12 protein-coding genes are annotated in these 13,863 nt (G+C 70.2%); all 12 read right to left on the bottom strand.

From position 1 onward, the window contains the following. Positions 1-4: 4 nt before the first annotated feature. Genes OHA81_RS18575 through OHA81_RS18520 form a run of 12 tightly spaced genes read right to left on the bottom strand, consistent with a single transcriptional unit; the run spans position 5 to position 13,858 of the window. A complete protein-coding gene (locus tag OHA81_RS18575; RefSeq protein ID WP_329197396.1) occupies positions 5-1,597 on the bottom strand; it encodes an NADH-quinone oxidoreductase subunit M in 1,593 nt (530 codons plus the stop codon). Between the two features lies 1 nt (position 1,598). Further along, positions 1,599-3,539 carry an NADH-quinone oxidoreductase subunit L gene (gene nuoL / locus OHA81_RS18570; RefSeq protein WP_329197394.1) on the bottom strand — a complete coding sequence of 647 codons (1,941 nt, stop codon included), beginning with the start codon at positions 3,537-3,539 and terminating at the stop codon, positions 1,599-1,601. A gap of 12 nt (positions 3,540-3,551) precedes the next feature. Beyond that, positions 3,552-3,851 (bottom strand): NADH-quinone oxidoreductase subunit NuoK, encoded by a 300-nt coding sequence (nuoK, locus tag OHA81_RS18565; RefSeq protein ID WP_007265827.1) that lies wholly within the window; start codon positions 3,849-3,851, stop codon positions 3,552-3,554. Further along, positions 3,848-4,660: an NADH-quinone oxidoreductase subunit J gene (locus OHA81_RS18560; RefSeq protein ID WP_329197392.1), complete on the bottom strand. Its 813-nt coding sequence runs from the start codon at positions 4,658-4,660 to the stop codon at positions 3,848-3,850. The genes nuoK and OHA81_RS18560 overlap by 4 nt, the downstream gene beginning before the upstream one ends. Continuing rightward, positions 4,657-5,274 carry an NADH-quinone oxidoreductase subunit NuoI gene (nuoI, locus tag OHA81_RS18555; protein WP_329197390.1) on the bottom strand — a complete coding sequence of 206 codons (618 nt, stop codon included), beginning with the start codon at positions 5,272-5,274 and terminating at the stop codon, positions 4,657-4,659. Before nuoI ends, OHA81_RS18560 begins: the two co-directional genes overlap by 4 nt. After that, the gene (gene nuoH, locus OHA81_RS18550) at positions 5,267-6,631 is read right to left on the bottom strand and encodes an NADH-quinone oxidoreductase subunit NuoH (protein ID WP_329197388.1); all 1,365 of its coding nucleotides are present in this window, start codon (positions 6,629-6,631) and stop codon (positions 5,267-5,269) included. The genes nuoI and nuoH overlap by 8 nt, the downstream gene beginning before the upstream one ends. Continuing rightward, a complete protein-coding gene (locus tag OHA81_RS18545) occupies positions 6,628-9,135 on the bottom strand; it encodes an NADH-quinone oxidoreductase subunit G (protein ID WP_329197386.1) in 2,508 nt (835 codons plus the stop codon). The genes nuoH and OHA81_RS18545 overlap by 4 nt, the downstream gene beginning before the upstream one ends. Next, the gene (gene nuoF, locus OHA81_RS18540; RefSeq protein ID WP_329197385.1) at positions 9,132-10,505 is read right to left on the bottom strand and encodes an NADH-quinone oxidoreductase subunit NuoF; all 1,374 of its coding nucleotides are present in this window, start codon (positions 10,503-10,505) and stop codon (positions 9,132-9,134) included. Before nuoF ends, OHA81_RS18545 begins: the two co-directional genes overlap by 4 nt. After that, entirely contained in the window at positions 10,505-11,254 is a 750-nt protein-coding gene (nuoE, locus tag OHA81_RS18535) for an NADH-quinone oxidoreductase subunit NuoE (RefSeq protein WP_329197383.1), read from the bottom strand. The genes nuoF and nuoE overlap by 1 nt, the downstream gene beginning before the upstream one ends. Continuing rightward, complete coding sequence (locus OHA81_RS18530) at positions 11,251-12,585, bottom strand: NADH-quinone oxidoreductase subunit D (protein WP_329197380.1); 1,335 nt, start codon at positions 12,583-12,585, stop codon at positions 11,251-11,253. Before OHA81_RS18530 ends, nuoE begins: the two co-directional genes overlap by 4 nt. After that, on the bottom strand, positions 12,585-13,307 hold the full coding sequence (locus OHA81_RS18525; RefSeq protein WP_329197379.1) for an NADH-quinone oxidoreductase subunit C: 723 nt from the start codon (positions 13,305-13,307) through the stop codon (positions 12,585-12,587). Before OHA81_RS18525 ends, OHA81_RS18530 begins: the two co-directional genes overlap by 1 nt. Then, positions 13,304-13,858, bottom strand: a complete 555-nt coding sequence (locus tag OHA81_RS18520) for a NuoB/complex I 20 kDa subunit family protein (RefSeq protein WP_007265818.1) — start codon at positions 13,856-13,858, stop codon at positions 13,304-13,306. The genes OHA81_RS18525 and OHA81_RS18520 overlap by 4 nt, the downstream gene beginning before the upstream one ends. Between the last annotated feature and the right edge of the window lie 5 nt (positions 13,859-13,863).

Raw genomic sequence — 13,863 nt, 5'->3', positions numbered from 1 at the left:
GTGCTCACTTCGCCGCCTCCCCGTTCTTGGCTTCGACGGCGACCTCGGGCTTGGGGTCCGTCCGCTTCACGTCCGACATGGTGTGCTTCACCGCCGGGTTGACGATCTCGGTCAGCGGCTTCGGGTACACGCCCAGCCCGATCAGCAGCGCGATCAGCGGGGCCACCACCAGCACCTCCCGCAGGCGCAGGTCCGGCATCGTGCGGACCTCCTCCTTCACCGGGCCGGTCATCGTGCGCTGGTAGAGCACCAGCGTGTACAGCGCGGCCAGCACGATGCCGATGGTCGCGATGACGCCGACGACCGGGTAGCGGGTGAACGTGCCGACCAGCACCAGGAACTCGCTGACGAACGGGGCGAGGCCGGGCAGGGACAGCGTCGCGAGACCGCCGATGAGGAAGGTCCCGGCGAGGACCGGGGCCACCTTCTGCACGCCGCCGTAGTCGGCGATGAGCCGGGAGCCGCGCCGCGAGATCAGGAAGCCGGCGACCAGCATCAGCGCCGCCGTGGAGATCCCGTGGTTGACCATGTACAGCGTCGCGCCCGACTGGCCCTGGGAGGTCATCGCGAAGATGCCCATGATGATGAAGCCGAAGTGCGAGATGGAGGCGTAGGCCACCAGCCGCTTGATGTCCCGCTGGCCGACCGCGAGCAGCGCTCCGTAGACGATGCTGACCAGGGCCAGGACGAGGATCACGGGCGTCGCCCACTTGCTGGCCTCGGGGAAGAGCCCGAGGCAGAAGCGGAGCATCGCGAAGGTGCCGACCTTGTCCACGACCGCGGTGATCAGTACGGCGACCGGGGCGGTGGCCTCACCCATCGCGTTGGGCAGCCAGGTGTGCAGCGGCCACAGCGGGGCCTTCACCGCGAAGGCGAAGAAGAACCCGAGGAACAGGAGCCGTTCGGTGCTGGTCGCCAACTCGAGCGTGCCCGCGGCGCGGGCGGCGGTGATCTCCTGGAGGGAGAAGTTGCCGGCGACCACGTACAGCCCGATGACGGCGGCCAGCATGATCAGTCCGCCGGCGAGGTTGTAGAGGAGGAACTTGACCGCCGCGTACGAGCGCTGCGCGGCCGCGTTCTCATCGGTCCCGGCGTGCGCCCGGTCCCCGAAGCCGCCGATGAGGAAGTACATCGGGATGAGCATGGCTTCGAAGAAGATGTAGAAGACGAAGACGTCGGTGGCCTCGAAGGAGATCACCACCATCGCCTCGACCAGCAGGATCAGGGCGAAGAACCCCTGCGTCGGGCGCCAGCGGGACGAGTGGGTCTCCAGCGGGTCGGCGTCGTGCCAGCCGGCCAGGATGATGAACGGCATCAGCAGGGCGGTGAGCGCGATCAGCGCCACCCCGATGCCGTCGACGCCCAGCTCGTAGCGGACCCCGAAGTCGGAGATCCAGGCGTGCGATTCGGTGAGCTGGTAACGGGCGCCACCGGGCTCGAAGCGGACCGCGATCAGCACGGCCAGCGCCAGTGTCGCCAGGGAGACGAGCAGCGCGAGCCACTTGGCGGCGCCCCTGCGTGCGGCCGGGACGGCCGCCGTCAGGATCGCGCCGGCCGCGGGTACGGCCGCCGTCACCGTCAGAAGCGGGAAACTCATCTCACACCGCCCTCATCAGCAGGGTCGCGGCGATGAGGATCGCCGTGCCCCCGAACATCGAGACCGCGTAACTGCGGGCGTAGCCGTTCTGCAGCTTGCGCAGCCGGCCCGACAGTCCGCCGACCGAGGCCGCCGTCCCGTTGACCACCCCGTCGACCAGGCTGTGGTCGACGTACACCAGGGAGCGGGTCAGGTGCTCCCCGCCGCGCACCAGCACGACGTGGTTGAAGTCGTCCTGGAGCAGGTCGCGCCGGGCGGCCCTGGTGAGCCAGCTCCCCCGGGGGGCGACCACGGGGACGGGCCCCCGCCCGTACTGCACGTACGCGAGGCCCACGCCGATCAGCAGGACCACGATCGTGGCGGCGGTGATGGCGCCGGCGCCCAGCGGCGGGTTCCCGTGCTCGAAGGAGGTCACGGGCTCCAGCCACTTCACGAACGCCTCGTTGATGCTGAACAGGCCGCCGGCGAAGACCGAGCCGATGGCGAGCACGATCATCGGCAGGGTCATGGTCTTCGGGGACTCGTGGGGGTGCGGCAGCTTCCCGGCCTGGTGTTCGGCGGCGGGTTCGGCGCTGGGCACGGCGTCGGCGTCGGGCGCCGGCTGCCAGCGCTTCTCGCCGAAGAAGGTCAGCAGCATCACGCGGGTCATGTAGAAGGCGGTGATGGCGGCGCCCAGCAGGGCCACTCCGCCGAGGATCCAGCCCTCGGTGCCGCCCTTGGCGAAGGCCGCTTCGATGATCTTGTCCTTGGACCAGAAGCCCGAGAGGCCCGGGAAGCCGATGATGGCGAGGTAGCCGAGGCCGAAGGTGACGAAGGTGACCGGCATGTACTTCCGCAGGCCGCCGTACTTGCGCATGTCCACCTCGTCGTTCATCCCGTGCATCACGGAACCGGCGCCGAGGAAGAGTCCGGCCTTGAAGAAGCCGTGCGTCACCAGGTGCATGATCGCGAAGGCGTAGCCGATGGGCCCGAGGCCGGCCGCGAGGACCATGTAGCCGATCTGCGACATCGTGGAGCCGGCCAGGGCCTTCTTGATGTCGTCCTTCGCGCAACCGACGATCGCACCGAAGAGCAGCGTCACCGCGCCGACCACGACGACCGCGGTCTGCGCGTCCGGCGCGGCGTTGAAGACCGCACCGGAGCGGGTGATCAGGTACACGCCGGCGGTGACCATGGTCGCCGCGTGGATCAGGGCCGAGACCGGGGTCGGGCCCTCCATCGCGTCACCGAGCCAGGACTGGAGCGGCACCTGCGCGGACTTGCCGCACGCGGCCAGCAGCAGCATCAGGGCGATCGCCGTCAGCTTGCCCTCGGACGTGCCGTCCACCGCCCCGAACACCGGCCCGAAGGCGAACGTCCCGAAGGTGGCGAACATGATCATGATCGCGATCGAAAGGCCCATGTCGCCGACCCGGTTGACCAGGAAGGCCTTCTTCGCGGCCGTGGCCGCGCTGGGCTTGTGCTGCCAGAAGCCGATGAGCAGGTACGAGGCCAGGCCCACGCCCTCCCAGCCGACGTACAGCAGCAGGTAGTTGTCGGCGAGGACGAGGAGCAGCATCGCCGCGAGGAACAGGTTCAGGTAGCCGAAGAAGCGGCGGCGCCGCTCGTCGTGCTCCATGTACCCGATGGAGTAGATGTGGATGAGGGTGCCGACACCGGTGATCAGCAGGACGAAGGTCATCGACAGCTGGTCGAGCTGGAAGGCGACGTCCGCCTGGAAGCCCCCCACCGGGATCCAGCTGAACAGCTGCTGGTGGACGGTGCGGTCATCGGCGCCGCGCCCCAGCATGTCGGTGAACAGGGCCACGCCGATGCCGAAGGAGGCGGCGGCGAAGAGGGTGCCGAGCCAGTGGCCGGCCTTGTCGAGGCGGCGGCCGCCGCACAGCAGCACCGCCGCTCCGAGCAGGGGCGCCGCCACCAGCAGCGCAATCAGATTCTCCACTGTGAAGGCCCCTTACAGCTTCATCAGGCTGGCGTCGTCGACCGAGGCCGAGTGGCGGGTACGGAACAGCGACACGATGATCGCGAGGCCCACCACGACCTCCGCGGCGGCGACGACCATCGTGAAGAACGCGATGATCTGACCGTCGAGGTTGCCGTGCATCCGGGAGAAGGTGACGAAGGCGAGGTTGCAGGCGTTGAGCATCAGCTCCACGCACATGAACAGCACGATCGCGTTCTTGCGGATGAGTACGCCGGCCGCACCGATGGTGAACAGCAGGGCGGCCAGGTACAGGTAGTTGACCGGGTTCACTTCGAGGCCTCCTCTCGGCCGAGGCGCTCCGCCGACTTCTGCTCCAGCGCCTTGAGGTCCTCCAGTGCCTCGCTCGACACGTCACGGATCTGACCGCGGGCCCGCAGCGTCTTGTTGACGGTGAGCTCGGACGGGGTGCCGTCCGGCAGCAGACCGGCGATGTCCACCGCGTTGTGCCGGGCGTAGACGCCGGGTGCGGGCAGCGGCGGGAGCTGGACGCCCTCGCGCACGCGCCGCTCGGCGAGTTCGCGCTGGGTGGCGGCCCGCTCGGTGCGCTCGCGGTGGGTGAGCACCATCGCGCCGACGGCCGCCGTGATCAGCAGGGCGCCGGTGATCTCGAAGGCGAAGATGTACCGGGTGAAGATCAGCTCGGCGAGGCCTTCGACGTGCCCGGCGGAGTTGACCCGGCCCAGGCCGTTGAAGTGGGTGAGCTTGGCGTTGGCGATGCCGGCGATCAGCAGGATGCCGAAGCCGAGCCCGCACAGGGCGGCCAGCCAGCGCTGCCCCTTGATGGTTTCGGTGAGCGAGTCCGCGGCGGTGACGCCGACGAGCATCACCACGAAGAGGAACAGCATCATGATGGCGCCGGTGTAGACGACGACCTGGACGACGCCCAGGAAGTACGCCCCGTTGGCGAGGTAGAAGACCGCCAGGATGATCATCGTCCCGGCCAGGCACAGCGCGCTGTGCACGGCCTTCTTCATCAGGATCGTGCACAGCGCGCCGATCACGGCGACCGTGCCGAGGACCCAGAACTGCACGGCCTCACCCGTGGAGGTGGCCGAAGCCGCGGCGGCGAGGGCGCTCATGCGTCCACCCCCTCGGGTTCGGCCGCGTCCTGCCCGGCGCCTTCGGCGACCTCGCCCTTGGACCGCGCGACCTGCCGGGCGGTCCCCGGAGCCGCGCCCGTCACCAGACCGCGGTAGTAGTCCTGGTCGTCGGTGCCCGGGTACATCTCGTGCGGTGCCTCGACCATGCCCTCAGTCAGGCCGACCAGCAGCTGTTCCTTGGTGTAGATCAGCGATTCGCGGCTGGAGTCGGCCAGCTCGAACTCGTTCGTCATCGTCAGCGCCCGGGTGGGGCACGCCTCGACGCACAGCCCGCACAGGATGCAGCGGGCGTAGTTGATCTGGTAGACCGCGCCGTACCGCTCACCCGGGGAGTAGCGCTCCTCCTCGGCGTTGTCCGCGCCCTCCACGTAGATCGCGTCGGCCGGACAGGCCCAGGCACACAGCTCGCACCCGATGCACTTCTCCAGACCGTCGGGATGGCGGTTGAGCTGGTGCCGCCCGTGGAAGCGGGGTGCGGTGGTCTTGCGCTGCTCCGGGTACTGCTCGGTGAGGCGCTTCTTGAACATGGCCTTGAAGGTCACGCCGAAGCCGGCCACCGGGTTCTGCCACTTCTCGTTCTCGGCGTCAGACATTCTCACCACCCTCCTCTCGGTCACTGTCAGTATTCGCCCCGCCACTGACAATCAGCTCCCGCTGCCCGCGAGGCCGCCTGCGCGGCACGGGCGCCGGCTGCTGACCGGGCTTGGGGGGTACGGGGAATCCGCCCGCCATCGGGTCGAAGGGCTCGTCCGCCGCGCCGGCGGCGCCCTTCGCCCGGTCGTCCCGCTTGTGGCGGAACAGGTCGGCGACGAAGGACAGGAGCAGTACGGCGATCACCGCGCCGCCGACGTACAGCACGATCTGCTGGAAGTCGTAGTTCTCGTTCCGCAGCGCCCGCACGGTCGCCACCAGCATCAGCCAGACCACGGAGACGGGGATGAGGACCTTCCAGCCGAGCTTCATCAGCTGGTCGTAGCGCACCCGGGGCAGCGTGCCGCGCAGCCAGATGAAGAAGAACAGCAGCAGCTGCACCTTGATGACGAACCAGAGCATCGGCCACCAGCCGTGGTTCGCGCCCTCCCAGTACGTCGAGATCGGCGCGGGGGCCCGCCAGCCGCCGAGGAAGAGGGTGACCGAGACCGCCGAGACGGTGACCATGTTGACGTACTCGGCCAGCATGAACAGTGCGAACTTGATGGAGGAGTACTCGGTGTTGAAGCCGCCGACCAGGTCGCCCTCGGACTCCGGCATGTCGAAGGGGGCGCGGTTCGTCTCCCCGACCATGGTGATGACGTAGATGATGAAGGAGACCGGCAGCAGGACGATGTACCAGCGGTCCGCCTGCGCCTCCACGATCTTCGAGGTCGACATCGACCCGGAGTAGAGGAACACCGACGCGAACGCCGCGCCCATCGCGATCTCGTACGAGATCATCTGCGCGCAGGAGCGCAAGCCCCCGAGCAGCGGGTACGTGGAGCCCGAGGACCAGCCGGCGAGGACGATGCCGTAGATGCCGACCGACGCCACCGCGAGGACGTACAGCATCGCGATGGGCAGGTCCGTCAGCTGCATCGTGGTGCGCTGGCCGAAGATCGAGACCTCGTTGCCGGAGGGCCCGAAGGGGATCACCGCGATGGCCATGAACGCCGGGATCGCCGCGATGATGGGGGCCAGGACGTACACGACCTTGTCGGCCCGCTTGACGATGACGTCTTCCTTGAGCATCAGCTTCACGCCGTCGGCGAGCGACTGGAGCATGCCCCAGGGGCCGTGCCGGTTGGGGCCGATGCGCAGCTGCATCCAGGCGACGACCTTGCGCTCCCAGACGATGGAGAAGAGCACGGTCACCATCAGGAAGGCGAAGCAGAACACCGCCTTGACGACGACGAGCCACCAGACGTCCTTGCCGAAGAGGGACAGGTCCTCCGCGGCGAGCTGTACCGGATTCACGCGTCCACCTCCGCAGTGCTGTCGCCCGCGCCGGACGGGACCGCCGGGCCGATGCGTACGAGGGCGCCCGGGCGGGCGCCGGTGTCGGCGAGGACGCCGGAGCCGGTGGAGTTCAGCGGCAGCCAGACCACCCGGTCGGGCATCCGCGTGATCCGCAGCGGCAGTTCCACGGACCCGGCCGGGCCGGTGACCGCGAGGACGTCCCCGTCCTTCACGCCCGTCTCGGCGGCCGTGGCCGCCGACAACCGGGCGCTCGCCTCGTGCCGGGTACCGGCCAGGGCGGCGTCGCCGTCCTGGAGCCGGCCCTGGTCCAGCAGCAGCCGGTGGCCCGCGAGGACCGCCTCGCCCGCGCCGGGCCGGGGCAGCGGCGCGGTGTCCGCACCCTGCTCGGCGGCGCGCTCCCCGGCCCACGGGCCGAGCCGGCCCAGTTCCCGCCGGACGGCCTGTACGTCGGGCAGCCCGATCGACCGGTCGGCCGCGTCGGCCAGCATGTGCAGCACGCGGTGGTCGGCGGGGGCGAGCCGGCGGGTCATCTGGTCCGGCTTGAGCGCCGCCTCGAACGGCCGCACCCGGCCCTCCCAGTTGATGAAGGCTCCCGCCTTCTCGGCCACCGCGGCGACCGGGAACACCACGTCGGCGTGGTCGGTGACCTCGCTGGGCCGCAGCTCCAGCGAGACCACGAACGCCTCCTGGAGCGCGAGACGGGCACGCACCGGGTCGGGCAGGTCGGCCACCTCGACACCCGCGACGAGCAGCGCGGACAGCTCCCGCCCGGCGGCCGCCTCGACGATCTGGCCCGTGTCACGGCCGTAGCGGTGCGGGAGTTCGTCCAGCCCCCAGGCGGCCGCGACCTCCTCCCGGGCCCGCGGGTCGGTGGCCGGGCGGGCACCGGGCAGCAGCGACGGCAGCGCGCCCGCCTCCACGGCGGCCCGCTCCCCGGCCCGGCGCGGGATCCACACCAGCTGCGCGCCGGTCGCGGCCGCCGCCCGTACCGCGGCGGTCAGCGCGCCCGGCACCCCGGCCAGGCGCTCCCCGACGACGATGACGGCGCCGGGCTCGCGCAGCGCTTCCGCGGCGGCGTGGCCGCCCTGCTCCAGGCCGGTCCGCGAGGCGAGCGCGTCCAGCCAGTCGGGTTCGGTGCCGGGGGCGGCGGCCAGCAGGGTGCCGCCCGTCTTCTCCAGGCCCCTGGTGGCGAACGGGGCGAGGCCGAAGGTCCGCTGCTTGTGCTTGCGGTGGGCCTTGCGCAGCCGCAGGAAGACCCCGGGAGCCTCCTCCTCGGACTCGATGCCGGCCAGCAGCACGGCGGGCGCGGCCTCCAGGGAGGAATACGTCACCCCGCCGCCCGCCAGGTCCTTGCCGGTGCCGGCCACGGTGGCGGCCAGGAACTCCGCCTCCTCCGCGCTGTGCACCCGCGCCCGGAAGTCGATGTCGTTGGTGTCCAGCACCACGCGGGCGAACTTGGCGTACGCGTAGGCGTCCTCGGCGGTGAGCCGGCCGCCCGTCAGCACCCCCGCCCGGCCGCGCGCGGAGGCCAGCCCCTTCGCGGCGGCCTCCAGCGCCTCGGGCCAGCTCGCCGGGGCGAGCACCCCGTCGGAGCCGCGCACCAGCGGGGTGGTGAGGCGGTCGGGGCGCTGCGCGTAGCGGAACGCGAAGCGGCCCTTGTCGCAGATCCACTCCTCGTTGACCTCGGGGTCCTCGGCGGCCAGCCGGCGCAGCACCTTCCCGCGCCGGTGGTCGGTGCGCGTCGCGCAGCCGCCCGCGCAGTGCTCGCACACGCTCGGGGAGGAGACGAGGTCGAAGGGGCGGGCGCGGAAGCGGTACTCGGCCGAGGTGAGGGCGCCGACCGGGCAGATCTGGATGGTGTTGCCGGAGAAGTACGACTCGAACGGGTCGCCCTCACCGGTGCCGACCTGCTGGAGGGCGCCGCGCTCCAGCAGCTCGATCATCGGGTCGCCCGCCACCTGCGTGGAGAAGCGGGTGCAGCGCGCGCACAGCACGCACCGCTCGCGGTCCAGCAGTACCTGCGTGGAGATCGCGACCGGCTTCTCGTACGTCCGCTTCTTGCCCTCGAAACGCGATTCGGCGTTGCCGTGCGAGAGGGCCTGGTTCTGCAGCGGGCACTCGCCGCCCTTGTCGCAGACCGGGCAGTCCAGCGGGTGGTTGATGAGCAGCAGCTCCATCACCCCGCGCTGCGCCTTGTCGGCGGCCTGCGACGTCAGCTGCGTCTTGACGACCATGCCGTCGGTGCAGGTGATCGTGCAGGAGGCCATCGGCTTGCGCTGGCCCTCCACCTCGACGATGCACTGGCGGCAGGCGCCGACCGGGTCGAGGAGCGGGTGGTCGCAGAACCGGGGGATCTCGATGCCGAGCTGTTCGGCGGCCCGGATGACCAGCGTCCCCTTGGGGACGGACAGTTCGATGCCGTCGATGGTCAGCGAGACCAGGTCCTCGGGCGGAACCGCCGCCCCGCCGCCGCCCGCCGGGGCGTTAGTGGTGACGGTCATGCGTTCACCTCCGTGTCAGCCCAGAGGGTCGACTTCTTGGGGTCGAAGGGGCAGCCCTTGCCCGTGATGTGCTGCTCGTACTCCTCGCGGAAGTACTTGAGCGAGGAGAAGATCGGGCTGGCGGCGCCGTCGCCGAGGGCGCAGAACGACTTGCCGTTGATGTTGTCGGCGATGTCGTTCAGCTTGTCGAGGTCGCTCATCACGCCCTTGCCGGCCTCGATGTCCCGCAGCAGCTGCACGAGCCAGTACGTGCCTTCCCGGCACGGCGTGCACTTGCCGCAGGACTCGTGGGCGTAGAACTCGGTCCACCGGGTCACCGCACGGACCACGCAGGTGGTCTCGTCGAAGCACTGGAGCGCCTTGGTGCCGAGCATGGAACCGGCCGCGCCGACGCCCTCGTAGTCGAGCGGGACGTCGAGGTGCTCGTCGGTGAACATGGGGGTCGAGGAGCCGCCGGGGGTCCAGAACTTGAGCCGGTGCCCGGGGCGCATCCCGCCGCTCATGTCGAGCAGCTGGCGCAGGGTGATGCCGAGCGGGGCCTCGTACTGGCCGGGACCGGCGACGTGCCCGGAGAGCGAGTACAGCGTGAAGCCGGGGGACTTCTCGGTCCCCATCGCCTTGAACCAGTCCTTGCCCTTGTTCAGGATCGCGGGAACCGAGGCGATGGACTCGACGTTGTTGACGACAGTGGGGCACGCGTAGAGGCCCTCCACGGCGGGGAAGGGGGGGCGCAGCCGGGGCTGACCGCGCCGGCCTTCGAGGGAGTCGAGGAGCGCCGTCTCCTCACCGCAGATGTACGCGCCCGCCCCCGCGTGGACGGTGATGTCCAGCTTGAGTCCGCTCCCGAGGATGTTCTCCCCGAGGTAGCCCGCCTCGTACGCCTCGCGCACCGCCTCGTGCAGGCGCCGCAGGACCGGCACGACCTCGCCGCGCAGGTAGATGAAGGCGTGCTCCGAGCGGATCGCGTAGCAGGCGATGACCATTCCCTCGATGAGGGAGTGCGGATTGGCGAACAGGAGGGGGATGTCCTTGCAGGTTCCCGGTTCCGACTCGTCCGCGTTCACCACGAGGTAGTGCGGCTTCCCGTCGCCCTGCGGGATGAACTGCCACTTCATTCCGGTGGGGAAGCCCGCGCCGCCGCGCCCGCGCAGACCCGAGTCCTTGACGTACGCGATGAGGTCGTCCGGGGTCATCGCGAGGGCCTTGCGCAGGCCCTCGTAGCCCTCGTGGCGCTGGTAGGTCTCCAGCGTCCACGACTCGGGCTCGTCCCAGAACGCCGACAGGACGGGCGCCAGGAGCTTCTCCGGGCTCCCTCCCCCGGCCTGCGGTCGGGGGGCGCCCTCGTTGCTCAGTTCGGAAGACACCGACATCACTCCCCTCCCTCGGTGCCGGCCCCGCCACGCGCCTCACCGCGCGGGTGCACGATCGGGGTGTGCGGGGACTCGCCGCGGGCGATGCGCAGGCCGATCAGCGAGGCGGGACCCGCGCCGCCGCCCGCCTCCACCGCGCCCTCGCGCTCGTCCGGGAACCCGGCGAGGATCCGGGCCGTCTCCTTGTACGTGCACAGCGGCGCGCCCCGCGTGGGCACGACCTGCCGGCCGGCCAGCAGGTCGTCCACCATCGCCTTCGCGGACTCGGGGGTCTGGTTGTCGAAGAACTCCCAGTTGACCATCACCACGGGCGCGTAGTCGCAGGCCGCGTTGCACTCGATGTGTTCGAGGGTGATCTTGCCGTCGGGGGTGGTCTCGTTGTTCCCGACGCCCAGGTGCTCCTTGAGCTCGTCGAAGATGGCGTCACCGCCCATCACCGCGCACAGGGTGTTGGTGCAGACGCCCACCTGGTACTCGCCGGACGGCTTGCGCCGGTACATCGTGTAGAAGGTGGCGACGGCCGTCACCTCGGCGGTGGTCAGGCCCAGCGTCTCGGCGCAGAACCGCATGCCGGTGCGCGTGACGTGGCCCTCCTCCGCCTGCACGAGGTGCAGCAGCGGCAGCAGCGCGGAGCGGCTGTCGGGGTAGCGGGCGATGACCTGGGCGGCGTCGGCCGCCAGCCTCTCGCGGACCTCTGCCGGGTAATCGGGGGCCGGGAGCTGGGGCATGCCCAACGACACGTCTGTCATCGGTCGACGCCTCCCATCACGGGGTCGATGGAGGCGACGGCGACGATGACGTCGGCGACCTGGCCGCCCTCGCACATCGCCGCCATGGCCTGGAGGTTGGTGAAGGACGGGTCGCGGAAGTGGACCCTGTAGGGGCGGGTGCCGCCGTCGGAGACGACGTGGACGCCGAGCTCGCCCTTGGGGGACTCGACGGCCGCGTACGCCTGCCCGGCCGGGACCCGGAAGCCCTCGGTCACCAGCTTGAAGTGGTGGATGAGGGCCTCCATCGAGGTGCCCATGATGGTGCGGATGTGGTCGAGGGAGTTGCCGAGTCCGTCGGGGCCCATCGCGAGCTGCGCCGGCCAGGCGATCTTCTTGTCCGCGACCATCACCGGGCCCGGCTCCAGCCGCTCCAGGCACTGTTCGACGATCCGCAGCGACTGGCGCATCTCCTCCAGGCGGATCAGGAACCGCCCGTAGGAGTCGCAGCTCTCGGCGGTCGGCACGTCGAACTCGTAGTCCTCGTAACCGCAGTACGGGTCCGACTTGCGCAGGTCGTGCGGCAGGCCGGCGGAGCGCAGGATGGGGCCGGTGGCACCCAGGGCCATGCAGCCGGTCAGGTCGAGGTAGCCGACGTCCTGCATGCGGGCCTTGAAGATGGGGTTGCCGGTGGCGAGCTTGTCGTACTCCGGCAGGTTCTTCTTCATGGTCTTCACGAAGTCGCGCAGCTGGTCGACGGCGCCCGGGGGCAGGTCCTGGGCCAGGCCGCCGGGGCGGATGAACGCGTGGTTCATGCGCAGGCCGGTGATCAGCTCGAAGACGTCCAGGATCAGCTCGCGGTCGCGGAACCCGTAGATCATGATCGTCGTCGCGCCCAGCTCCATGCCGCCGGTGGCGATGCACACCAGGTGGGAGGAGAGCCGGTTGAGCTCCATCAGCAGGACGCGGATGACGGTGGCGCGGTCCGGGACCTGCTCGGTGATGCCGAGCAGCTTCTCGACGCCCAGGCAGTACGCCGTCTCGTTGAAGAACGGCGTCAGGTAGTCCATGCGCGTCACGAAGGTGGTGCCCTGCGTCCAGTTCCGGAATTCGAGGTTCTTCTCGATGCCGGTGTGCAGGTACCCGATGCCGCAGCGGGCCTCGGTGACCGTCTCGCCGTCGATCTCCAGGATCAGGCGGAGCACGCCGTGGGTCGACGGGTGCTGCGGACCCATGTTGACGACGATCCGCTCGTCGTCCGCGCGGGCCGCCGACTGCACGACCTCGTCCCAGTCTCCGCCGGTGACGGTGTAGACGGTGCCCTCGGTCGTCTCGCGGGCGGACGCGTGCTGCGATGTGTTCGGCGTGTTCATCAGCTGTACGACCTCCGCTGGTCGGGAGCCGGGATCTGGGCGCCCTTGTACTCGACGGGAATGCCGCCGAGCGGGTAGTCCTTGCGCTGCGGGAAGCCCTGCCAGTCGTCCGGCATCATGATCCGCGTGAGGGCGGGGTGCCCGTCGAAGACCAGGCCGAAGAAGTCGTACGTCTCGCGCTCGTGCCAGTCGTTGGTCGGGTAGACGGAGACGAGCGAGGGGACGTGCGGGTCGCTGTCGGGGACGCAGACCTCCAGGCGCAGGACCCGGCCGTGGGTGATCGAGCGCAGGTGGTAGACCGCGTGCAGCTCGCGTCCCTTGTCCTGCGGGAAGTGCACGCCGGATACGCCGGTGCACAGCTCGAAGCGCAGCGCCGGGTCGTCGCGCAGGGTGGAGGCGACCCGGACGAGGTGCTCGCGGGCGATGTGGAAGGTGAGCTCGCCCCGGTCGACCACCGTCTTCTCGATGGCGTTCTCGGGAACCAGGTCCTGTTCCTCCAGGGCTCCTTCGAGTTCGTCGGCGACCTCGTCGAAGTACGAACCGTAGGGGCGGCTCGTCGCCCCGGGCAGCGCCACGGTGCGCACCAGACCGCCGTAGCCGGTGGTGTCGCCGCCGTTGTTCGCGCCGAACATGCCCTTGCGGACCCCGATCACCTCGGGGCCGGCCGAGCCCCGGGGGGCGGGCACGTTGTTGCCGTTGTCCACGGCGGGGTCGTCGCTCACCGCAGGAGCCCCTTCATCTCGATGGTGGGGAGGGCCTTGAGGGCCGCCTCCTCCGCCTCGCGCGCCGCCTCTTCCCGGTTCACGCCGAGCTTGGAGCCCTGGATCTTCTGGTGGAGCTTGAGGATCGCGTCCATCAGCATCTCGGGCCGGGGCGGGCAGCCGGGCAGGTAGATGTCCACGGGCACGATGTGGTCGACGCCCTGGACGATCGCGTAGTTGTTGAACATGCCGCCCGAGGAGGCGCAGACGCCCATGGAGATCACCCACTTCGGGGCGGGCATCTGGTCGTACACCTGCCGCAGCACCGGCGCCATCTTCTGGCTGACCCGGCCGGCCACGATCATCAGGTCGGCCTGGCGCGGGGAGCCGCGGAAGACCTCCATGCCGAAGCGGGCGAGGTCGTAGCGGCCCGCTCCGGTGGTCATCATCTCGATGGCGCAGCAGGCGAGGCCGAAGGTGGCCGGGAAGACGGATGACTTGCGCACCCAGCCCGCGGCCTGTTCGACGGTGGTCAGCAGGAAGCCGCTCGGCAGCTTCTCTTCCAGTCCCATGGAAA

Source organism: Streptomyces sp. NBC_00667 (assembly GCF_036226825.1).
In the GTDB taxonomy this organism is placed as follows: domain Bacteria; phylum Actinomycetota; class Actinomycetes; order Streptomycetales; family Streptomycetaceae; genus Streptomyces.
The sequence above is the reverse complement of the archived record's forward strand: the minus strand, read 5'-3'. Positions and strand labels throughout refer to the sequence as shown.

Coding starts and splice junctions, on each gene's coding strand:
- OHA81_RS18575 (WP_329197396.1), bottom strand. CDS start 1,597: ATGAGTTTCCCGCTTCTGACGGTGACGGCGGCCGTACCCGCGGCCGGC.
- nuoF (WP_329197385.1), bottom strand. CDS start 10,505: ATGTCGGTGTCTTCCGAACTGAGCAACGAGGGCGCCCCCCGACCGCAG.
- nuoE (WP_329197383.1), bottom strand. CDS start 11,254: ATGACAGACGTGTCGTTGGGCATGCCCCAGCTCCCGGCCCCCGATTAC.
- OHA81_RS18530 (WP_329197380.1), bottom strand. CDS start 12,585: ATGAACACGCCGAACACATCGCAGCACGCGTCCGCCCGCGAGACGACC.
- OHA81_RS18560 (WP_329197392.1), bottom strand. CDS start 4,660: ATGAGCGCCCTCGCCGCCGCGGCTTCGGCCACCTCCACGGGTGAGGCC.
- OHA81_RS18545 (WP_329197386.1), bottom strand. CDS start 9,135: ATGACCGTCACCACTAACGCCCCGGCGGGCGGCGGCGGGGCGGCGGTT.
- nuoI (WP_329197390.1), bottom strand. CDS start 5,274: ATGTCTGACGCCGAGAACGAGAAGTGGCAGAACCCGGTGGCCGGCTTC.
- OHA81_RS18520 (WP_007265818.1), bottom strand. CDS start 13,858: ATGGGACTGGAAGAGAAGCTGCCGAGCGGCTTCCTGCTGACCACCGTC.